General features: G+C 46.1%; 26 protein-coding genes and 1 riboswitch. All 26 genes read right to left on the bottom strand.

Going from position 1 to position 21,570, the window contains the following annotated elements; all coding sequences use genetic code 11:
• Positions 1-8: 8 nt before the first annotated feature.
• The 26 genes from purH to rplO all read right to left on the bottom strand — a co-directional run bounded on the left by purH (position 9) and on the right by rplO (position 21,540).
• A complete protein-coding gene (gene purH / locus EDD68_RS09025; protein WP_132371921.1) occupies positions 9-1,547 on the bottom strand; it encodes a bifunctional phosphoribosylaminoimidazolecarboxamide formyltransferase/IMP cyclohydrolase in 1,539 nt (512 codons plus the stop codon).
• Positions 1,548-1,573: 26 nt separating this feature from the next.
• On the bottom strand, positions 1,574-2,140 hold the full coding sequence (purN, locus tag EDD68_RS09020) for a phosphoribosylglycinamide formyltransferase (RefSeq protein WP_132371920.1): 567 nt from the start codon (positions 2,138-2,140) through the stop codon (positions 1,574-1,576).
• On the bottom strand, positions 2,137-3,177 hold the full coding sequence (gene purM, locus EDD68_RS09015; RefSeq protein ID WP_132371919.1) for a phosphoribosylformylglycinamidine cyclo-ligase: 1,041 nt from the start codon (positions 3,175-3,177) through the stop codon (positions 2,137-2,139). Before purM ends, purN begins: the two co-directional genes overlap by 4 nt.
• Before the next feature lie 14 nt (positions 3,178-3,191).
• On the bottom strand, positions 3,192-4,631 hold the full coding sequence (purF, locus tag EDD68_RS09010; RefSeq protein WP_132371918.1) for an amidophosphoribosyltransferase: 1,440 nt from the start codon (positions 4,629-4,631) through the stop codon (positions 3,192-3,194).
• Positions 4,607-6,838 carry a phosphoribosylformylglycinamidine synthase subunit PurL gene (purL, locus tag EDD68_RS09005; protein ID WP_132371917.1) on the bottom strand — a complete coding sequence of 744 codons (2,232 nt, stop codon included), beginning with the start codon at positions 6,836-6,838 and terminating at the stop codon, positions 4,607-4,609. Before purL ends, purF begins: the two co-directional genes overlap by 25 nt.
• On the bottom strand, positions 6,822-7,508 hold the full coding sequence (gene purQ, locus EDD68_RS09000) for a phosphoribosylformylglycinamidine synthase subunit PurQ (RefSeq protein ID WP_132371916.1): 687 nt from the start codon (positions 7,506-7,508) through the stop codon (positions 6,822-6,824). Before purQ ends, purL begins: the two co-directional genes overlap by 17 nt.
• The gene (purS, locus tag EDD68_RS08995) at positions 7,505-7,756 is read right to left on the bottom strand and encodes a phosphoribosylformylglycinamidine synthase subunit PurS (RefSeq protein ID WP_132371915.1); all 252 of its coding nucleotides are present in this window, start codon (positions 7,754-7,756) and stop codon (positions 7,505-7,507) included. The genes purQ and purS overlap by 4 nt, the downstream gene beginning before the upstream one ends.
• Positions 7,749-8,471, bottom strand: coding sequence for a phosphoribosylaminoimidazolesuccinocarboxamide synthase (gene purC, locus EDD68_RS08990; RefSeq protein ID WP_132371914.1), 723 nt, complete (start codon positions 8,469-8,471; stop codon positions 7,749-7,751). Before purC ends, purS begins: the two co-directional genes overlap by 8 nt.
• Before the next feature lie 29 nt (positions 8,472-8,500).
• Positions 8,501-9,793, bottom strand: coding sequence for an adenylosuccinate lyase (gene purB / locus EDD68_RS08985; RefSeq protein ID WP_132371913.1), 1,293 nt, complete (start codon positions 9,791-9,793; stop codon positions 8,501-8,503).
• Between the two features lie 27 nt (positions 9,794-9,820).
• Positions 9,821-10,942, bottom strand: a complete 1,122-nt coding sequence (purK, locus tag EDD68_RS08980) for a 5-(carboxyamino)imidazole ribonucleotide synthase (RefSeq protein ID WP_132371912.1) — start codon at positions 10,940-10,942, stop codon at positions 9,821-9,823.
• A 1-nt stretch (position 10,943) separates the two neighbouring features.
• On the bottom strand, positions 10,944-11,429 hold the full coding sequence (purE, locus tag EDD68_RS08975) for a 5-(carboxyamino)imidazole ribonucleotide mutase (RefSeq protein WP_132371911.1): 486 nt from the start codon (positions 11,427-11,429) through the stop codon (positions 10,944-10,946).
• A 129-nt stretch (positions 11,430-11,558) separates the two neighbouring features.
• A riboswitch (purine riboswitch) is annotated at positions 11,559-11,660 on the bottom strand.
• 91 nt (positions 11,661-11,751) lie between these two features.
• Positions 11,752-12,495, bottom strand: coding sequence for a tRNA pseudouridine(38-40) synthase TruA (gene truA, locus EDD68_RS08970; protein WP_132371910.1), 744 nt, complete (start codon positions 12,493-12,495; stop codon positions 11,752-11,754).
• An 18-nt stretch (positions 12,496-12,513) separates the two neighbouring features.
• The gene (locus EDD68_RS08965; RefSeq protein WP_132371909.1) at positions 12,514-13,308 is read right to left on the bottom strand and encodes an energy-coupling factor transporter transmembrane component T family protein; all 795 of its coding nucleotides are present in this window, start codon (positions 13,306-13,308) and stop codon (positions 12,514-12,516) included.
• Positions 13,301-14,173 carry an energy-coupling factor ABC transporter ATP-binding protein gene (locus tag EDD68_RS08960; protein WP_132371908.1) on the bottom strand — a complete coding sequence of 291 codons (873 nt, stop codon included), beginning with the start codon at positions 14,171-14,173 and terminating at the stop codon, positions 13,301-13,303. The genes EDD68_RS08965 and EDD68_RS08960 overlap by 8 nt, the downstream gene beginning before the upstream one ends.
• Complete coding sequence (locus EDD68_RS08955; RefSeq protein WP_132371946.1) at positions 14,149-14,988, bottom strand: energy-coupling factor ABC transporter ATP-binding protein; 840 nt, start codon at positions 14,986-14,988, stop codon at positions 14,149-14,151. Before EDD68_RS08955 ends, EDD68_RS08960 begins: the two co-directional genes overlap by 25 nt.
• A gap of 358 nt (positions 14,989-15,346) precedes the next feature.
• Complete coding sequence (gene rplQ, locus EDD68_RS08950; RefSeq protein ID WP_132371907.1) at positions 15,347-15,706, bottom strand: 50S ribosomal protein L17; 360 nt, start codon at positions 15,704-15,706, stop codon at positions 15,347-15,349.
• A 44-nt stretch (positions 15,707-15,750) separates the two neighbouring features.
• The gene (locus tag EDD68_RS08945) at positions 15,751-16,695 is read right to left on the bottom strand and encodes a DNA-directed RNA polymerase subunit alpha (RefSeq protein WP_132371906.1); all 945 of its coding nucleotides are present in this window, start codon (positions 16,693-16,695) and stop codon (positions 15,751-15,753) included.
• A gap of 187 nt (positions 16,696-16,882) precedes the next feature.
• Positions 16,883-17,275: a 30S ribosomal protein S11 gene (gene rpsK / locus EDD68_RS08940; protein WP_132371905.1), complete on the bottom strand. Its 393-nt coding sequence runs from the start codon at positions 17,273-17,275 to the stop codon at positions 16,883-16,885.
• Between the two features lie 17 nt (positions 17,276-17,292).
• Positions 17,293-17,658 carry a 30S ribosomal protein S13 gene (rpsM, locus tag EDD68_RS08935; protein ID WP_132371904.1) on the bottom strand — a complete coding sequence of 122 codons (366 nt, stop codon included), beginning with the start codon at positions 17,656-17,658 and terminating at the stop codon, positions 17,293-17,295.
• 24 nt (positions 17,659-17,682) lie between these two features.
• Positions 17,683-17,796, bottom strand: coding sequence for a 50S ribosomal protein L36 (gene rpmJ, locus EDD68_RS08930; RefSeq protein WP_003156543.1), 114 nt, complete (start codon positions 17,794-17,796; stop codon positions 17,683-17,685).
• A 32-nt stretch (positions 17,797-17,828) separates the two neighbouring features.
• On the bottom strand, positions 17,829-18,047 hold the full coding sequence (infA, locus tag EDD68_RS08925) for a translation initiation factor IF-1 (RefSeq protein ID WP_132371903.1): 219 nt from the start codon (positions 18,045-18,047) through the stop codon (positions 17,829-17,831).
• Positions 18,047-18,358, bottom strand: coding sequence for a KOW domain-containing RNA-binding protein (locus EDD68_RS08920; RefSeq protein ID WP_132371902.1), 312 nt, complete (start codon positions 18,356-18,358; stop codon positions 18,047-18,049). The genes infA and EDD68_RS08920 overlap by 1 nt, the downstream gene beginning before the upstream one ends.
• 16 nt (positions 18,359-18,374) lie before the next feature.
• Positions 18,375-19,121, bottom strand: coding sequence for a type I methionyl aminopeptidase (gene map, locus EDD68_RS08915; RefSeq protein ID WP_132371901.1), 747 nt, complete (start codon positions 19,119-19,121; stop codon positions 18,375-18,377).
• Positions 19,121-19,771 (bottom strand): adenylate kinase, encoded by a 651-nt coding sequence (locus EDD68_RS08910; RefSeq protein ID WP_132371900.1) that lies wholly within the window; start codon positions 19,769-19,771, stop codon positions 19,121-19,123. Before EDD68_RS08910 ends, map begins: the two co-directional genes overlap by 1 nt.
• 33 nt (positions 19,772-19,804) lie before the next feature.
• The gene (gene secY, locus EDD68_RS08905; RefSeq protein ID WP_132371899.1) at positions 19,805-21,100 is read right to left on the bottom strand and encodes a preprotein translocase subunit SecY; all 1,296 of its coding nucleotides are present in this window, start codon (positions 21,098-21,100) and stop codon (positions 19,805-19,807) included.
• Positions 21,100-21,540 (bottom strand): 50S ribosomal protein L15, encoded by a 441-nt coding sequence (rplO, locus tag EDD68_RS08900; protein WP_132371898.1) that lies wholly within the window; start codon positions 21,538-21,540, stop codon positions 21,100-21,102. Before rplO ends, secY begins: the two co-directional genes overlap by 1 nt.
• Positions 21,541-21,570: the final 30 nt, after the last annotated feature.

Genomic DNA, 21,570 nt, shown 5'->3' with positions numbered 1-21,570 from the left:
CCTCCCCATCAATGTTTAAAATGGCGAACTCCAGTAAATACCATGGCAATTCCGTATTCATCGGCTTTTTTAATGGAGTCTTCATCACGGATGGAACCCCCTGGCTGAATGATGGCGGTAATACCCGCTTTCCCCGCCAGTTCCACCGTGTCGTCCATTGGGAAAAAGGCATCGGAAGCCATAACAGCACCTTTCACCTTGTCCCCGGCCTGTTCCACCGCAATTTTAGCGGCTCCTACCCGGTTCATTTGACCGGCACCAACGCCGATTGTCATCTGATCCTTCGCCAGCAGAATAGCGTTGGATTTCACATGCTTCACAATCTTCCATGCGAGCTTCAAGTCTTCCCATTCTTTCTTCGTCGGTTTCCGCTTTGTAGGAATAGAGATTTCTGCCTGATCCAGAGAATATACATCTTCTTCCTGTACCAGCAGACCGCCATGAACAGATGTAAGTTTACGTTCCGGCTTTGCACCCGTCTCGCTTAAATCTACTTCCAGCAGGCGCAGGTTCTTTTTCTGCTTCAAAATGTCCAGAGCCTGTTCGCTGAAGGATGGAGCAAGAATGATTTCCAGGAAAATTTCTTTCATTTTCAGTGCAGTCTGTTCATCCACTTCCCGGTTGACAGCGACAATCCCGCCAAAGATGGAAACTGGATCCGCTTCATAGGCCCGTTCGTAAGCTTCAAACAACGTTTCACCGGTTCCGACCCCACATGGATTCGTATGTTTGACCGCAACAGCAGCCGGTTCCTTGAATTCTTTTACAATGGCCAGGGCTGCATCCGCATCGTTAATATTGTTATAGGACAAAGCTTTTCCATTCAGCTGCTGGCTGGACGCAATGGATCCCTTTGTGGTAAATGGATTCTTGTAAAATGCAGCCTGCTGATGGGGGTTTTCCCCGTAGCGAAGATCCTGTGCCTTTTCAAAGGTTATCGTGAAGTTTTCCGGCCACGCTTCACCAGTCTGTTCGGTAAAGTATTGAGAAATCATGGCGTCATAATTGGCTGTATGACGGAACACTTTGGCTGCAAGCCGGCGCCTTTCTTCTCGGGATACATCTCCCTGTTTGAGGGCATCCAGCACACGGCCGTAATCTTCCGGATCGACCACCACGGTGACGTACTCATGATTTTTCGCTGCCGACCTGAGCATGGTCGGACCGCCAATATCGATGTTTTCAATGGCGTCTTCAAAGGAAACATCCGGTTTTGAAATCGTTTCTTTGAATGGATATAAGTTTACAACCACTAAATCAATGGGGGTAATGTGCTGTTCCTCAAGCTGCTGCTGGTGTTTGGCTGAATCACGCACAGCCAGAAGTCCACCGTGTATGGCTGGATGAAGGGTCTTCACCCGGCCGTCCAGGATTTCTGGAAAGCCCGTCACATCCGATACGTTTTTGACGGCTACTCCCTCCTCTTCTAGAAGGCGCTTTGTTCCACCGGTTGATATCATTTCAACTCCTAAGGCTTCCAGTCCTTTTGCAAATTCCACTATGCCCTGTTTGTTGGATACACTGATCAGGGCCCGTTTGTTTGCCATGTAAACCCGCTCCTTTTTGTCATTCATTAATCGGAAAGAATCTCATTTAACACCCGGGGATACAGCCGGTGTTCAATCTGTTGAATTTTTTTCTGCAGGGAATCCCTGGTGTCCGTTTCCTCAACCCGTACCGCTTCCTGATCAATAATAGGCCCGGTATCCATCCCTTCATCCACATAATGGATCGTCACCCCGGTAATTTTGACCCTCTTATCAAAAGCCTGGCCGATGGCATCTTTCCCCGGAAATGCCGGAAGCAGGGAAGGGTGAATGTTTACGATCCGCCCTTCATAGGCCCGAAGCAACGTCTCGCCAATTAAGCGCATATAACCGGCAAGGGCAATAAATTCGATTTGATCCTGTTCCAGTCTCTTTAAAATTTCTTTTTCAAAAGCATTTTTGCTGCCATATTCCTTTGGGTTAAATACAAACACCGGCACTCCTCTGTCTTCTGCCCGTTCAATAACCTTTGCTCCAGGCTTGTCACATACCATCAGAGCCACTTCAAATTTAGATTGATCCTTTCTGGAGGCCTCTAAAAGGGCCTGAAAATTTGTCCCGTTTCCAGATGCAAAAACCGCTATTTTTTTCATGATGATGGACCTCCGAAAAACTGAACCCCGGATGTTCCTGTCACTTTTCCAATGATCTGTGCTGTTTCTCCCGTATCATTCAGCACATTCACAATATGATCCGCTTCTTTTTCATTGACAGCCAGTACGAAGCCAATCCCCATGTTAAAGACGCGGTACATGTCATCATCCGACAAGTTGCCTTTTTCCTGAATCAGACGAAAAATCGTTGGAATGGTCCAGGTACCTTTTTCGATTTCTGCTCCCAGTCCGTCCGGAAGCATACGCGGAATATTTTCAATAAATCCGCCGCCGGTAATATGGGCCATTCCTTTAATCTCATATTGCTTTAGCACTTCCATAATTGGAGCTGCATAAATTCTTGTCGGTACAAGCAATTCTTCCCCCAGTGTCTTTCCGAACTCTTCATAGTGCTCGTTCAGATCCAGCCTGTTGTCGTGAAGCAAAACCTTCCTTACGAGTGAATACCCGTTGCTGTGAATGCCATTTGAGGCAAGACCGATTAATACGTCCCCTTCCTCGATGTTTTCGCCGGTGACGATGGCTGACTTTTCAACCGCACCTACCGCAAACCCGGCAATATCATATTCATCCGCATCATACATTCCCGGCATTTCAGCTGTTTCTCCCCCTACTAATGCGCAACCGGCCTGTTTGCATCCATCGGCAATGCCTTTGACAATCTGTTCAATTTTTTCGGGCTCGGATTTTCCGCATGCAATATAATCGAGGAAAAAGAGGGGCTGGGCGCCCTGTACCACAATATCGTTTACACACATGGCGACCGCATCCATGCCGATGGTGTCATGTTGATCCATCTGAAAAGCCAGCATCAGTTTCGTTCCAACCCCATCGGTTCCGGACACAAGCACCGGCTCCTTCATGCCAAGCTGTGATACATCAAACATTCCGCCAAATCCGCCGACTGAACCGATCACTTCCGGCCTGATGGTTTTCTGAACATGTTTTCGGATTCGCTTGACCGATTCATATCCGGCCTCGAGATCGACCCCCGCTTGCTTATATGCTTTTGACATGACTGAATCTCTCCTTATTTCGATCTTTGCCCCCGGGTAACGGCCACTCTTTCATGGGGCAATACAGTATCATCGTAAATCTCAGTCGGGTAATTCCCTGTAAAGCAGGCCAGGCATTGTCCGCAATTCTTCGCTGTATTCGGGCGACCAATGGCCTCCAGCATGCCATCTACGGATAAATAGGAAAGGGAATCAGCCCCGATCATTTCTCTGATCTCCTCAACGGAATGGTTGGCTGCAATTAGTTCTGCAGATGTTGACGTATCAATCCCGTAGTAGCATGGGCTCGTAATCGGCGGTGAACTGATTCGGACATGAACTTCTTTTGCTCCCGCTTCCCTCAGCATACGCACAATCCGGCGTGATGTGGTTCCTCTGACAATGGAATCATCGACCATCACGACCCGTTTTCCTTCCACAATGCCCCGTACCGGTGAAAGCTTCATTTTCACACCTTTTTCCCGCATCTCCTGGGAAGGCTGGATAAAGGTCCGGCCTACATAACGGTTTTTGATGAGACCAAGCTCATAGGGAATGCCCGCTTCTTCGGCAAAACCGATGGCGGCTGAAATGCTGGAGTCCGGAACTCCTGTGACGACATCTGCATCGACATAGGCTTCTTTAGCCAGCTGCTTGCCGAGGCGCTTTCGGGCTCCATGAATATTAATCTGGTCTACATTACTGTCCGGACGGGCAAAATAAACATATTCCATGGTGCAAATCGCCCGATCCATCGGAGAGCTGAACGGTAGAGAACGAAGTCCGTCCTGATCAATAATGACAAGTTCTCCTGGTTCAATTTCCCGGATATATTCGGCTCCTACCACATCAAACGCGCAGGTTTCCGAAGCAATCACCCATGCTCCGTCCATTTTCCCGAGGGATAACGGACGCATCCCCAGAGGATCCAGGGCAGCCATTAATTGATCTTCCGTCATCACAAGAAATGCATAAGCGCCTTTCAGCATGGAAAGGGCGTTTTTAACCCTCTCCTCAAATGTGATATAGCCGCTTCTCCTGATTAAGTGGGCCAGCACTTCCGTATCGGAAGTCGTCTGGAAAATGCTCCCTCCCACTTCCAGCTGATGTTTTAGAGCATTGGCATTCACCAGATTCCCGTTATGGGCTAACGCCATCGAACCATTCTGGGAACGGAACAGAAGGGGCTGTACATTTTCATATCCGCCCCCGCCTGAGGTAGAATAGCGCACATGACCAATAGCAACATGCCCCTCTAGATGGCTAAGATCCTCTTCCTGAAACACCTCAGTTACCAGTCCGAGACCTTTGCGTATATTTAATTGTTTTCCGTCTGACACCACAATGCCTGTGCCCTCCTGACCTCTATGTTGCAGACTGTGCAGTCCATAGTAGGTCAATTGGGCGGCATCCGGGTGTCCAAACACCCCAAAAATGCCGCACTCTTCATTTAAGCCTTTGATTTCAGCAAACATGGGATAGCTCCTTTCCAGGCCACGGCTAAATCCTTTACATCTGCCTGAATGAGGATGTCCTGGTCTGTATGGTGAATCACGAGTCTGGAATCATCCGTTACCGTTCCAATCCGTTTGGCATCGTCCACCATCTGTTCAAAAGCTTCTTGTTGGTTTTTCGGAACAGAGACAAGAAAACGGGACTGGGTCTCACTGAATAAGGCTGTAACCACTTCGCCATCCACGGTTACATCAGCTCCAAGCCCTGATTCATCCATCAGGCTCTCTGCAAGGCCTACAGCAAGGCCACCCTCTGCAAGATCATGAGCAGATGATACAAACCCCTTTTGAATAGCCTCTAGCAATTGCTTCTGCCGTTTTCCTTCTACACTCAAGTCTATAGTCGGCGCCTTACCTGAGTAGTTGCCTTCGACTAACTTTTGCAGTTCACTTCCGCCAAATTCCGGATAGGTTTCCCCGATGACATAAATCAGGTCACCCTTTTGTTTGAAATACTGGGTGGTAATATGGTCCACATGATGGATCAGCCCAACCATACCGACTACAGGAGTCGGAAATACGGCGGTGCCATTCGTTTCGTTATATAAGGAAACATTTCCGCTGATCACCGGCGTTTCAAGTTCTCTGCATGCTTCACTCATTCCGGACGTTGCCTTTTCAAGCTGCCAGAAAATTTCTGGCTTTTCCGGGTTTCCGAAGTTCAGGCAGTCGGTGATGGCCAATGGTTCCCCTCCAGAAGCCACAATGTTCCGGGCCGCTTCAGCAACCGCAATTTTCCCGCCGGTTTCCGGATCTAAATATAAATATCTGGAGTTACAGTCGGTTGTCATCGCCAGGGCCTTTTCTGTCCCCCGAATGCGAAGCACCGCTGCATCTGATCCTGGAGGAACTACCGTGTTGGTCCGTACCATGTAGTCATACTGATCATACACCCATTTTTTGCTGGCAATGGTTGGCTGTTTCAGCAATTGAACCAGGGTTTCCTGATAGTCTTTTACTTCCGGAACCTGTAAATCCATCGCTTGCATGTCTTTAAAATATAAAGGTTCTGTCGATGGCATGTTTCGAACCGGTACATCTTCTGCCAGTGCATCGACCGGCACATCGGCAACTACTTCCCCTTTATGGTACAAACGAAGACGCCTGTCATCGGTCACTTTGCCGATGGCTTTTGCTTCCAGTCCATAGCGTTCAAAGAGATCGATGATTTCCTGCTCCCTGCCTTCTTTCACAACAATCAGCATCCGTTCCTGTGATTCAGAAAGCATCATTTCATATGGCGTCATGTTTGGTTCACGCTGCGGGACGTCATCCAGGTTCATCTCAATTCCTGTACCCGCTTTGCTGGCCATTTCACTGGATGAAGAGGTCAGTCCGGCTGCCCCCATATCCTGAATTCCTACAAGGGCATCGGATTTCACCAGTTCCAGACAGGCTTCGAGGAGGAGCTTTTCCATAAATGGATCGCCCACCTGTACCGCCGGGCGATCTTCTTCCGATTCATCGGTCAGTTCCTCAGAAGCAAAGGTGGCCCCATGAATGCCATCCCGGCCGGTCGCTGCTCCTACATACATGACCGTATTGCCGATCCCCTTAGCCTGACCCTTTTGAATGTCTTCATGGTCAATGATTCCCACGCACATGACATTGACGAGGGGATTTCCTTTATAGGAGTCATCAAATTGAACTTCGCCGCCTACAGTTGGAATCCCAATACAGTTTCCATAACCGGCAATTCCCGCTACCACTTCTTCAAATAAATATTTCACCCTGGGGTTATCCAGTTCGCCAAAACGAAGGGAATTCAACAGGGCAATGGGACGGGCACCCATGGAAAAGACATCCCGGATGATCCCTCCTACACCCGTGGCAGCTCCTTGATATGGTTCAATGGCAGAAGGGTGGTTATGGCTTTCAATTTTAAATACAACGGCCTGTCCGTCACCAATATCCACGATTCCGGCACCTTCACCGGGACCCTGCAGCACGTGCTTTCCTTCTGTAGGGAACTTTTTCAAAACGGGTTTAGACGTTTTATAACTGCAGTGCTCGGACCACATCACCGAAAACAGCCCGGTTTCTGTATAGTTCGGAAGGCGTCCCAGCATGTCTACAGCCCGTTCATATTCATCGTCCCGGAGTCCCATTTCACGGTAGATCTTTTTCTCTTTGATTTGTTCAGCAGTGGGTTCAAGACGTGCAGACATGTGATTCCCTCCAATTTTTCAGTATGGACTGAAACAGTTTTAAGCCATCTGTATGGCCCAGGATTTCATCAACCGCCCGCTCCGGGTGAGGCATCATGCCAAGCACGTTCCCTCTCTCATTGATGATGCCAGCAACATCTCCTCTGGAGCCGTTCGGATTCTCCCCGTGATAGCGGAACACAATCTGGTTATTTTCTTCAAGCTCTTTCAGGGTCTTATCATTACACTCATAGTTACCTTCCCCGTGAGCAATTGGAATCGTGATGACTTCCCCTTTTTCATATTCACTCGTAAACATCGTTTCGTGATTTTCTACTTTTAAATTGACTGGACGACAAATAAACTTAAGATCCCGGTTTCGTTTCATCGCTCCTGGCAAAAGGCCGGATTCCAGAAGCACCTGAAAACCGTTACAGACGCCGAGCACCGGTTTTCCTTCTTCCGCCGCTTTCATTACACCGGACATGGCATTGGCAAAACGTGCAATAGCACCAGAGCGGAGATAGTCACCGTATGAAAACCCCCCTGGAAGAAGAATGGCATCATATTCGGAAAGATCCTTTTCCGTATGAGAGACATACTCCACCTCTTCGCCTAACGCATCTTTGATGGCGTGATACATATCCACATCACAGTTCGATCCTGGAAAAACAATCACGGCGTATTTCACTGGGGGACAACCTCCTCAATCTCATAACGGTAGTCTTCGATGACCGGGTTTGCCAGCAGGCGGTGGCACATTTCCTCCACTTTTTCTTCCATATTTTCTGTTTTTTCCATCATCAATTCCATATATTTACCGATGGTGACATCCTGAACTTCTTTGTAGTCCATGCTGTGAAGAGCACCTTTCACCGCTTTTCCCTGCGGATCCAGCACGCCTGCCTTCAATGTTACGTATACTTTCACTTTATACATGGTTGGTTTCCCCCTTTAAGCGTCTCAATATTTCCTCATAAGCCTCGGTCAGGCTGCCAAGATTTCTTCTGAACACATCTTTATCGAACTTTTGATTGGTTTCTTTATCCCACAGGCGGCATGTATCCGGAGAGATCTCATCAGCCAGGAGAATCGCCCCGTGTTCGTCGAGCCCGAATTCCAATTTAAAATCGACTAAGCGCACGCTGCACTGATCAAAATGACCGGTGAGAATCCCGTTGACTTTAAGAGCTGTTTCCCGAATTTCTTCCAGCTGTTCCGGGCGGGCCAGCTCCAGCAGTTCAATATGATCCTGGTTGATCAGGGGATCGCCAAGATCATCGTTTTTGTAGTAATATTCCACAATCGTTTTCTTAAGTGGAATGCCTTCTTCCATCCCCAGACGTTTGGCCAGACTCCCCGCTGCAATATTGCGGACCACCACTTCTAAAGGAATGATGTCTGTCTTTTTCACAAGCTGTTCCGTTTCTGAACGTTTTTGAATGAAGTGGTTTTGAATCCCGGCCTCCTGCATTTTGGCAAACAGCAGGGAGGAAATCTCATTGTTCAGTCGGGATTTCCCTTTGATGACCTCTTTTTTTTCGCCGTTAAACGCGGTGGTATCATCTTTATACTCAATCCAGATCACGTTCGGCTCATCTGTCTCATAGATCCGTTTTGCCTTTCCTTCATACAGCAGGTTTCCCTTTTTCATAGGCGCCTCCCCTAAATCCAGTGGAAATTTTATAAACCAAAACGCGCAAAAATACGGTCGACATGTTTCAGGTGGTACTCATAGTTAAAGCAGTCATCGATTTCTTCCTGTGAAAGGTGGGATGTAATCTTTTCTTCCTTTTCAACCAGTTCTTTAAATGACACCTGCGTTTCCCAGGCTTTCATCGCTAAAGGCTGTACTGTGTCATAGGCCTCTTCACGGGTCAGGCCTTTATCGATTAAAGCAAGGAGCACCCGCTGAGAATAGATTAAGCCAAAGGTGCGTTCCATGTTGCGTTTCATATTTTCCGGGAATACCGTTAAGTTTTTCACGATATTGCCAAAGCGGTTGAGCATATAATTGAGTGCCGTGGTGGCATCCGGAATAATGATCCGCTCAGCTGATGAGTGGGAAATATCCCTTTCGTGCCAGAGAGGTACATTTTCATAGGCTGTCAGCATATGGCCTCTCACGACCCGGGCCATTCCAGTCATGTTTTCAGAACCTATCGGATTCCGTTTATGAGGCATGGCGGATGAACCCTTTTGACCTTTCGCGAAAAATTCTTCTACTTCCCGTGTTTCAGACTTCTGAAGACCGCGAATTTCCACCGCAAACTTTTCAATGGACGTGGCAATCAGGGCCAGGGTCGACATGTAGTTCGCATGACGGTCCCGCTGCAGGGTCTGGGTTGAAATTAGTGCCGGCTTCAGGCCAAGTTTTTGGCACACATACTCCTCCACAAATGGATCAATGTTCGCATACGTACCGACTGCTCCAGAAATTTTCCCTACTTCTATTTCTTCCGCTGCCCGGTTGAAACGTTCTAAATTCCGTTTCATTTCGGAATACCAGAGTAATAACTTCAAACCAAAGGTGGTCGGCTCCGCATGGACCCCATGGGTACGGCCCATCATCACGGTATATTTATGTTCCAGTGCTTTTTCTTTTAAAATCTCAACAAAGTTTTCCAGATCTTTGCGGATCACATCATTGGCCTGTTTAATGAGATAGGAAAGGGCGGTGTCCACCACATCGGTTGACGTCAGTCCATAGTGAACCCATTTCCGCTCTTCCCCGAGGGTTTCAGAGACCGCGCGGGTAAAGGCCACCACATCGTGACGGGTCTCCTGTTCAATTTCATGGATGCGGTTGACATCAAAGGATGCGTTCTCCCGGATTTCGGCTACATCCTCTTTTGGAATCTCTCCCAGCTCAGCCCATGCCTCACAGGCGAGAATTTCCACCTCCAGCCATGCCTTAAATTTGTTTTCTTCTGTCCAGATTTCTTTCATTTCTGGTCGGGTATAACGTTCGATCATCATTCTTCCTCCTAACCGTTCTTCGTTTTATTGCCAGATTCCGAGTTTGTCGATTTTTTCCAGAGCCTCTTCTGTACAGTCTGCCAGAACATTGAGGTGCCCCATTTTCCGCTTTTCTTTGGCTTCATCTTTACCGTAAAGATGAAGTTTGCTGTCCTGATATTCGTCTATTTTTTCAATCGCTTCATCTAAATGTTTCCCTAAAATGTTGACCATAACGACCGGTTTTAACAGATCTGTCTTTCCGAGGGGCCAGCCGCAGATGGCTCGTATATGCTGCTGAAACTGGGATGTTTCACACGCATCAATGGTATAGTGCCCTGAATTATGGGGTCTTGGGGCCAGTTCATTGATAAATATTTCCCCATCCTTTGTCAAAAACATCTCCACTGCGAGCGTGCCGACCATGCCGATGGATTGGGCCAGATCAAGCGCTGTTTTTTCAGCCTGATGGGCTGACTCTTTTGAGATCCTTGCCGGAACAATGGATTCATGCAAAATATGATCGACATGGATGTTTTCAGCAACTGGAAACGTATTGGTTTCTCCGTTGACACCTCTTGATACAATAACAGAAATTTCTTTATCAAAATCCACAAACTGCTCTACTATGCATAAACCCTGATCCAACAGAGTTTTAGCCTTCTGGACATCTTCCTTGTTTCTAATCATGACCTGACCCTTGCCGTCATAGCCGCCGCGGCGGGTTTTTAACACACATGGAATACCGATTTCCGCTACAGCCTGATCCAGCTCTTCGCCTGTAGAAACAAGGCGATAGGGGGCTACCTGGCCTCCGCTTTTTTGAATGGCTGCCTTTTCATGGGCCCGATCCTGGGTAATACGAATGAATTCACTTCCCTGGGGCAGATACCCATGTTCCTCCAGCCAGTTCAGTACTTCATAGTCTACATTTTCAAATTCATAGGTGATGACATCGCTATATTGGGCCAGCTTCTTTGCTCCATCCAGATCATCATAGGGTGCCACAATTTCAATATCTGCCACCTGAGCCGTCGGAGAGTCCTGTTTCGGCTCCATCACCGCAATCCGGAAGCCCATTTCCTTTGCAGCAATGGCCATCATCCGGCCCAGCTGCCCTCCGCCTAAAATTCCAATCGTTTGTCCTGGTAAGATTTTTTTCGTCATATTACAACTCCTCGCTGCTCGCTTCTACTTTTTTGCGAAGTTCTTCCCGACGTTTTTCCAAACGGTCCTGAATAACATCATCAAATGCACCGAGGATTTCTGCTGCCAGAAGTCCAGCATTCACAGCACCTGCCCGACCAATCGCAACGGTGGCCACAGGTACTCCCCCTGGCATTTGAACGATGGAAAGCAGGGAATCCAGTCCATTAAGGGTACGGGATTGCACGGGCACTCCGATGACCGGCAGGGTCGTTTTAGCGGCAACCATGCCAGGCAAATGGGCAGCACCGCCTGCTCCCGCTACAATGACTTTCAGTCCCCGCTCTTTGGCCTTCTCCGCATATGCAAACATATAATCCGGCGTACGGTGAGCGGAAACGACTTTCTTTTCATACGGAATATTTAATTCTTCAAGGATGTCACATGTATGTTTCATCGTATCCCAGTCGGAAGTACTTCCCATAATCACACCGACCAATGGTTTCATGTCAGGGTCACTCCTTTACAGTACATGGTAAAAAACAAAAGCAGATTACCTTCCCTCATAAATAAGAAGAGAAAGTAATCTGCATCCCAAAAAAGGGCATACGAACCCCTTTATTGAAGTCCGGGTAACTACAGACAACTTCTCCCCCATAGTCCGGTTATTTACGGTAACCGGGTAGAGACTCTTGGGCCATATTCCCAAAATTATATGAGGGTATTCGCGTACGATTTCATTTCACTTGTATTATAACGTATTTTGAATGAATTTCAAACCAAAAACCGAATTTTATACGCATAAATATATATAAATGTTCGCAAAATGTTCATTCGTAGCTGACTTTCCATAAATAAAGGCCCTGTGGCGGTGCCGTTTTCCCCGCCAGTGCCCGGTCCTCGCCCGCTATAATCTCTTTTATTTCATCAGGAGACCGTTTTCCGATCCCAACCTCAATCAGCGTTCCCACCATGATTCTGACCATATGATATAGGAACCCATTTCCTTTCACCCGAAAAATCACTTCATCCTCATCCTGGAACAGCCCGGCATCATAAATCGTACGAATTTTATCTCCTTTTACGGTTGCTCTTGCCGAACTGAAGGACGTAAAATCATGGGTTCCTATCAGAAACCTGCATGCCTCATTCATCCTATCCAGATTAAGAGGGCGTGAGAGCTGATAGCTGTAGTTTCTCCGGAAAATATCCGGTTTTTTTCCCGTATAAATTTTGTAACGATATTCTTTTTCTTTCACATCATAACGGGCATGGAACGATTCAGATACTTTTTCTACCTGATCGACGTATATATCATCTGGCAGCAAGGAACACAGTGCGTTTTTCCAGTTTTCCTCCTGGATTCTGAGCGGCGAATCAAAATGAATCACCTGACCGATTGCATGCACGCCTGCATCGGTTCGTCCTGAAGGAGTGATCCGGATCAACTGTCCTTTGTGGATTTTTTGCAATGCTTCTTCCACTTCTTGTTGAACCGTTCGTTTTTCAGGCTGCACCTGAAAGCCGTAAAAAAAAGTCCCATCATACTGGAGAGTACATTTCATCCTTTCCATTTGAACTACCTCCATCTATCAGGCTCTTGCCCACCAGAACAATAAGAGAACAAAAACAAAACTTATAAAAAGGGCATAATCCCTTGAGCTGAGCTGAAGCTCCCTGAATTTCGTTCTTCCCTCGCCACCTTTATACCCCCTGGCTTCCATCGCCATGGCTAATTCTTCCGCTCGTTTAAAGGCACTTACAAACAATGGCACGAGTAACGGTACAATGGCTTTTATTCTGTCTTTAATCGGCCCTGTCCGAAAGTCCACGCCCCGTGAAGCCTGGGCTTTTGAAATTTTTTCTGTTTCCTGCATCAGAGTCGGAATAAACCGCAGGGAAATGGACATCATTAATGCGAGTTCGTGAACAGGAAACCGGACTTTCTTTAGCGGCCCAAGCATATCTTCAATCGCATCGGTAATCGCGATGGGGGTAGTCGTTAAGGTCAGGAGCGAAGTCATGAGAATCAGTAAGAAAAACCTTAATGAAATCGCAAATCCCTGGATCAACGCCCCGGAATAAACATAAAATGAAAATATTCGAAACAGGACATCTCCCTCTTTGGTCACAAATAAATGCAAAAGAAAGGTGAAAACAATTAACAGCCAGACCGGCTTTAATCCTCTGATAATATATCCGGCAGGGATTCTAGTCAGCATGGCACTGATGAATGCAAAGGCTGCAAGAATAAAATAACTGAAAAATGAGTTTGCAAAAAAGATGACAATTACATAAAAGAAGATCACGGTAATCTTCGTTCGGGGATCCAGCTGATGAACCATCGACTCTCCAGGAACATACTGTCCAATAATCAAGTTATTCATCGCATTTCCCCCATTTCATCACTCGCAACATATCGCTGGCTAATTCCTTTATATTTTGGCCATGAAAAGGGATTTTTGTACCGAACTTTTCTTCAAACATGGACAAAAACTCCACCATTTCCGGTACATCCAGTCCGACTGCCTCCAGTTTCTTTTTCTGAATAAGCACTTCTTCAGGTTGCCCTTCCATATACAGCCGGCCCTCATTCATGATTAAAACATAGTCAGCATATTTCATCGCATCTTCCATGCTGTGGGTGACCAGAATCGTAGTCATTTCCTTTTCCTTATGAAGGTTATAAAACATGTCCATCATTTCCCGCCGACCGCCCGGGTCGAGTCCGGCTGTTGGCTCATCAAGAACCAGCACGTTCGGGTCCATCATGAGAATCCCGGCAATGGCTACCCTTCTCATTTGACCTCCACTTAAATCAAAAGGGGAGCGATCCAGAACTTCCTCAGGCAGCTGAACAGCTTCAAGAATTTCCGGAATACGTTTTTCTATGGTCGTCTCTGCTGTGCCGAAGTTGAGGGGACCAAACATCAGATCTTTCTTAACCGTTTCTTCAAAGAGCTGATGTTCGGGATATTGAAAAACTACACCTACATGTTTTCTTAAATCCTTCATGTGTTTATTTTTTTTACCTGGCTCTAACTGGAAATCGCCAACTTTTACCCTGCCTTCCGTTGGGATTAATAATCCATTCAAATGCTGGATCAGGGTTGATTTACCTGAACCGGTATGACCGATAATCGCTGTATACGACCCAGAAGGAATATGAAATGAAAGGTCTTTTAAAGCATGAAACGCAAAGGGAGTATTCGGTTGATAAATATGGCTTACATGTTCGAATGTAATCTCCATAGTTCCTCCAGCAATTCCTTATTGTTCAGTGGCTGTTTATTTAAAGGAATTCCCCGCTGCTTCAGCTCTGCAGCAATTTTTGCAACGAACGGTATATCCAGACCGATTTCCCAGAGCGTCTCATGTTGCTGAAATACCTCTTTCGGGGTACCCTCGATCAGCTTTTGGCCACGATTCATGACAATCACCCGGTCCGCAAAAGTTACCTCATGAAGGTCATGGGTAATCATCAAAATGGAGACCTTTTTCTCCTTCCTGATCCGCTGAACGGTTTTCATGATTTCGGTTCGGCCTTTGGGGTCCAGCATGGCTGTCGCTTCATCCAAAATAATTAAGTCCGGAGCTACTGCAAGTACACCAGCAATGGCTACTCGTTGCTTTTGTCCGCCGGAAAGCCGGTGAGGTTCATGTTTCCTGTAATCAAGCATCCCGACCGCTTTCAAACTTTGCTCTATGCGCTCAATCATTTCCTTACGGGGGATTCCGTGATTTTCAAGTCCAAAGGCCACATCATCTTCAACAGTGGTCCCTACAAACTGGTTATCGGGATTTTGGAAAACCATGCCAACCTTTTTACGAATATCCCAGACCGTTTCCTCACTCAACCGTAAGCCATCTACAAATATTTCCCCTTTTTGAGGAAATAGTAACCCATTCATTAATTTGGCAATGGTTGATTTCCCCGAACCATTATGTCCGATCACAGCCACAAATTCATTTTTCTTGATTGTAAGAGAAAGCTCTTTCAATGCCCATGGCTCATCATGGTTATACCAGAATGAAACTTCGTCAAACTGGATAAAACTCTGCTCCAACTCCCGCATCTCTTCTCACCTCGACAATTTATTACCCGGGAAATAAACATTCATTACAATACTATACATTTTATCACAATTGCACACGAATTCTCCAGATCACCGACTGAAATTTGTCATCCTATGCAGCGACCCTGTCCGCAAACTGAAAAAGAGATTTTTAAACCGCCATTTTCCTGTCTATTACAGGCAAAACCCGATTATAAATATTTCTTATCCTGGAACACTCTAAAAATAAAGAGATGTAGCGATTGATCGGCCTTGCTTTTTAATAAGATTTGCTTTCTAAAGCAAAAAAGGGCCCGGTACAATCTCAATTTGAGATTCACCTGCCCTTTCCCGGGTTTAGAGTATTGAATTAAACGAGTTCAATGATCACCATGTTTGCACCGTCTCCACGGCGCGGACCCAGCTTAAGGATTCTTGTATATCCTCCCTGACGGTCTTCATAGCGCGGAGCAATATCCGAGAAAAGCTTTTGCAGGGCATCCTGTTCACCGTCTTCATCTTTCACACGGCGAAGGAAGGCTGCTGCCTGGCGGCGGGCATGAAGATCGCCGCGCTTTCCAAGGGTAATCATTTTTTCTACAACTGAACGAAGCTCTTTTGCTTTGGCTTCAGTTGTTTCAACGCGTTCGTGAATAATAAGATCTGTTGCCAGATTGCGAAGCATGGCCATGCGGTGATCTGTCGTACGACCAAGTTTAGCTTTAGCCATTGTAATCCCTCCTTCTTCAGGAAAATCTTCTGATGTTCAATATATTAATCTTCTTTCCGTAAACCTAAGCCAAGTTCATCAAGTTTCGATTTTACTTCATCCAGTGATTTCCGTCCAAGGTTGCGGACTTTCATCATATCTTCTTCCGTTTTTTGTGTCAGTTCCTGAACGGTGTTAATACCGGCACGTTTGAGACAGTTATAAGAACGTACAGACAGATCAAGTTCTTCGATGGTCATTTCTAATACTTTTTCCTTCTGATCTTCTTCTTTCTCGACCATGATTTCGGCATTTTGTGCTTCATCTGTTAGTCCGACGAATATATTTAAATGCTCGGTTAAAATTTTAGCACCAAGTGAAACAGCTTCTTCCGGTCGAATACTGCCATCAGTCCATACATCTAGAGTCAGCTTATCAAAATTTGTCACCTGACCTACACGGGTATTTTCAACCTGATAGGTCACACGTGAAACAGGTGTGAAGATCGAGTCAACTGGAATGACCCCATACGGCTGGTCTTCTTTTTTATTGGTTTCAGCAGGCTGGTATCCGCGTCCCCGCTGTGCTGTTAACCGCATTCGCAACTGACCATTGGTCGCAAGGGTAGCAATAGGCAGATCCGGATTCAAAATTTCCACATCACTATCGTGGGTGATATCTGCGGCCGTAACAGTTCCTTCTCCCTGAACATCAATTTCCATCGTCTTTTCTTCATCTGAATAAATTTTCAAGGCCAGCTTCTTCAGGTTTAAAATGATGGTTGTAACATCTTCTACAACACCATCAATTGTTGAAAACTCATGCAATACCCCGTCGATTTGTACAGATGTTACAGCAGCGCCAGGAAGTGAGGATAACAGGATACGACGCAAGGAGTTTCCTAATGTTGTACCATATCCGCGTTCCAGCGGTTCAACAACGAATTTTCCAAATGTGGCATCTTCGCTGATTTCAACCGTTTCAATTTTTGGTTTTTCAATTTCGATCATTAAACAAAACCCTCCTTCAAAACGTCGAAACCCCGGCCAGACCCCTGTCTAACCGAAATTCCTCAGGTAGGCAAGTCCCCCCGTGGAAGACATCAATCAATTCTATTTCGTCCTGTTGTACCGTGCATTGCTGTTTAAGCTATCATAACCCATTATTGACAGGGTGACAAATTACTATACAATCCAATTACACGCGACGACGTTTTGGCGGGCGGCAACCGTTATGAGGCACTGGTGTAACATCGCGAATAGCGGTTACTTCCAGACCAGCTGCCTGGAGGGCACGAATAGCTGCTTCACGGCCTGCTCCAGGACCTTTCACGGCTACTTCAATGGATTTCATTCCGTGTTCCATAGAAGCTTTAGCTGCCGCTTCTGCAGCCATTTGTGCAGCGAATGGTGTAGATTTGCGAGATCCTTTAAACCCAAGGGCACCAGCGCTGCTCCAGCTTACTGTATTTCCTTGAGGATCTGTAATGGTAACGATTGTGTTATTAAACGTTGAACGGATATGTGCAATACCCGATTCAATATTCTTTTTCACACGACGCTTTCTGCGAGTTGTAGTTTTACGAGCCATTGATTAACTAACCTCCTTTACTTTTTCTTGTTTGCTACTGTACGGCGCGGACCTTTGCGGGTACGGGAGTTGTTTTTCGTATTTTGACCGCGTACAGGAAGCCCACGGCGATGACGGATTCCGCGGTAAGAACCGATTTCAATCAGACGTTTGATGTTTAAAGAAATTTCGCGACGCAAGTCACCTTCAACCGTATATTTATCAACTTCTTTACGGATTCTGCTTAATTCATCCTCCGTCAGATCACGCACCCGGGTATCTTCGGAAACACCTGCATCCTTTAAAATCTGCTGCGCTCTTGCTTTACCGATACCATAGATATATGTTAGAGAGATTACCACTCGCTTTTCGCGAGGAATATCAACACCTGCAATACGTGCCATCCTTATCACGCACCTCCTTCAAAATTAACCTTGTTTTTGTTTGTGTTTTGGATTCTCACAAATAACCATTACTTTTCCTTTACGGCGAATGACTTTACATTTCTCGCAAATCGGTTTAACAGATGGTCTTACCTTCATCTTCTTTACCTCCTTTTGGATCGGAGCTTCCACTACTTATAGCGGTAAGTAATACGCCCTCTTGTCAAATCATAAGGTGATAGTTCAACTGTCACCTTATCGCCTGGCAAAATGCGGATAAAGTGCATGCGAATTTTTCCGGATACGTGTGCCAATACCGTATGACCATTTTCCAGTTCTACTTTAAACATCGCGTTCGGCAGGGTCTCTGTGACCGTGCCTTCCATTTCAATCACATCGTCTTTCGCCATCAGTTGATCTCCCTTCTTCCATAGTTCACATGTTCCTTGACAAATTTTGATAAGGCAAACCGTAATTTCCCATTTGTCACTCGACCTGTTTCCTTGATGCTGTCTCTCACTTCCGGTGCTATATGGGCTGTAAGTTCGATATGGTGTATATTTTTTTTCTTCGGCCTGGTGACTTTCCGTTTGTCACCATCAGCCAGCAAAACAAAACGTTCATCCAGAACCTCAATGACCACCATATACTTGCCAGTGTCTCTCCCCTGGACGACCTGGACAATCTGTCCTATTCGCGGACTCGGCTCAGTTTCGTTCAACGATCATCACCTTCACTTAGGCTTTTGTTAAAATTTCAAACCCATCATCTGTTATGGCGATCGTGTGTTCAAAGTGAGCACAGCGTTCACCATCAACCGTAACTACAGTCCATTGATCATCAAGGGTACGCACATACCGTTCACCGGCATTGACCATCGGTTCGATGGCAAGAACCATTCCCGGTTTCAAGCGCGGCCCCATATTTGGCGGTCCGAAGTGTGGAATCTGGGGATCTTCATGCAAATCCTGCCCTACTCCGTGACCGACATACTCACGAACAATGGAATAGCCTCTAGGCTCTACATAACTCTGAATGGCATGGGATATATTGGATAACCTCGCGCCTGGTTTAGCTTCCTCAAGACCAACAAACAGGGATTTCTCCGTTACCTCAAGAAGTCTTTTTGAGTCTTCATCGATTTCTCCTACGGGATACGTCCAGGCTGAGTCACCATGGTATCCGTTGTATTTAGCCCCGATGTCAATGCTGATGATATCCCCTTTTTTTAGCTTGCGATTGCCGGGGATCCCATGGACAAGCTCTTCATTGATAGAAGTACATATACTGCCACGAAATCCATTATACCCTTTAAATGAAGGAATTGCACCCATACTGCGAATGAACTTTTCCGCAATACGGTCCAGTTCTTTGGTTGTCATTCCCGGTTGAATATGCTGTTGCAGTTCTTTATGGGTTAAAGCCACAATCCTGCCAGCTTCACGCATAATTTCGATTTCCCGTGGCGTTTTACATATAATCATCAGGCGCTGCCTCCGAGTTTTTCGGTGATATCATTAAAAACTTTATCAATATCCTGATCACCATTAACGGCAATCAAGTCACCTTTCTGGCGGTAAAAGTCAAGTAGTGGTTCAGTCTGTTTGATATTGACTTCCAGGCGGTTTTTCACCGTCTCAGGCTTATCATCATCTCGTTGAATTAAGTCAGAACCATCATGATCACACTTTCCATCCACTTTTGGCGGATTAAATTCCACATGATAGGTCGCTCCGCATGTTGGGCATATTCGGCGTCCTGTCAGGCGGTCAACGAGCTTTTCCTCTGGTACATCGATGTGCAGGACGTAATCAATTTTGGTTCCCAGTTCATGTAATAGGCTATCCAGTGCTTCTGCCTGAGCAATGGTTCTAGGAAAGCCGTCAAGTAGAAATCCATTCTCACAATCAGGTTTGCTTAATCGCTCTTTTACGATGCCAATAGTCACTTCATCGGGTACGAGCTCGCCTTTATCCATAAAAGATTTCGCCTTTTTGCCAAGTTCTGTTCCTTCTTTGATTGCTGAACGGAACATATCTCCGGTTGAGATATGAGGGATATTGTATTTTTCAACTATTTTGTCTGCCTGCGTGCCCTTTCCGGCTCCAGGAAGACCCATCAAAATTAAATTCAAGATAACCCCCCTCGCTCTCATTAATAAAAATCGTTACTTAATAAACCCTTTATAGTGACGTTTTACCAGCTGGCTTTCCAGCTGTTTCATCGTTTCAAGGGCCACACCTACTACGATGAGCAAGCTTGTGCCGCCAATCTGAACGGCAGCCGGTAAATTAGCCAGGGAACCCAGAATGATCGGCAAAACCGAAACAGCTGCCAGGAAAAGGGATCCAACAAATGTCAGCCGGTAAATCACACGGGTTAAATAAATTTCCGTATTTTTGCCCGGGCGAATCCCTGGTACATAACCGCCCTGCTTTTTCAGGTTTTCAGCCATTTGTTCAGGGTTAACCTGGACAAAGGTATAAAAATACGTAAAGGCAATGATTAATGCTGCATATATGAGCATTCCGCTCCAGTGATTGTAGTTAAAAATATTCTCGGAAAGAACCACGGCTACTTGATTATCCGGAAAAAACTGCGCAATGGTTCTCGGTGCGATGATGAAAGAAATCGCAAAAATAACCGGGATTACCCCAGCCGCATTCACTTTTAAAGGCAAGTGAGTGGATTGCCCTCCAACAGGTGTGCGGTTTACCATACGTTTCGCATATTGAATCGGAATTTTGCGCAACGCCTGCTGAATGTAAATCACTCCTACGATTACAAGTAGAGTGACAAGCACAATTAGTGCAACGATCACAAGGTTAAGGAACAGCTGATCGCCGGCATCCTGAATATACTGGGCATATAGCTGATTGACCCCATTCGGAATCGCTGCTACAATCCCGGCAAAAATCAGAATGGAAATTCCGTTGCCGACACCATGTGCGGTAATCTGTTCACCAAGCCACATCAGAAATGCTGTTCCAGTTGTCAGCACAATGGCAATCACCAGATATGTGAACAGTCCAGGATTCTGAATTAACATTCCCTCTGTTAATGCATTAAACCCAACGGACATCACAATAGCCTGGATAAATGCCAGAAGTACTGTTCCATAACGGGTTACCTGGGCCAGTTTTTTTCGGCCAACTTCACCCTGTTTTTTCCACTCTGCAAATTTCGGAACGACATCCATTTGCAGGAGCTGCACAATAATGGATGCTGTAATGTAAGGCATAATCCCCATGGCGAAGATCGAGAACTGGCTCAGCGCTCCTCCGCCAAAGGTATTGAGAAACCCGAAAACATTATTTTCGTTCATGAAGTCAATAGCATCCTTATCTGTATAGGGTACAGGTATGAATGTACCCAGACGGAAAATGACTAGCATTAATAAAGTAAAAATGATTTTGCGCCGAATATCATGAACGCGCATAAAATTGGAGATTGTTCGGAACATTAAACCACCTCAGTTTTCCCGCCAGCCGCTTCAATTGCTTCTTTCGCGGAAGCAGAGAACTTATGAGCTTTCACTGTTAATTTCTTTTCAAGCTTTCCACTGCCAAGAATTTTGACACCAGATTTCAGCTTGCTGATGACACCAGTTTCCAGGAGCAATTCCGGAGTCACTTCTGTTCCTTCTTCAAATGTATTGAGTTTATCTAAATTCACAATCGCATATTCTTTGCGGTTGATATTGGTAAACCCGCGTTTAGGCAGGCGCTGGAATAGCGGCATTTGCCCTCCTTCAAATCCCGGGCGTACACCGCCTCCGGAACGGGCGTTTTGACCTTTATGACCACGGCCTGATGTTTTGCCGTTACCTGAAGCCATTCCTCTGCCGACACGGTTGCGTTTTTTGCGGGAACCTTCTGCTGGCTTTAATTCGTGTAGTTTCATGTGAGCACCTCCTCTTTACGCTTATCTTCT

Source organism: Melghiribacillus thermohalophilus (assembly GCF_004342905.1).
GTDB lineage: Bacteria > Bacillota > Bacilli > Bacillales > Alkalibacillaceae > Melghiribacillus > Melghiribacillus thermohalophilus.
The sequence above is the reverse complement of the archived record's forward strand: the minus strand, read 5'-3'. Positions and strand labels throughout refer to the sequence as shown.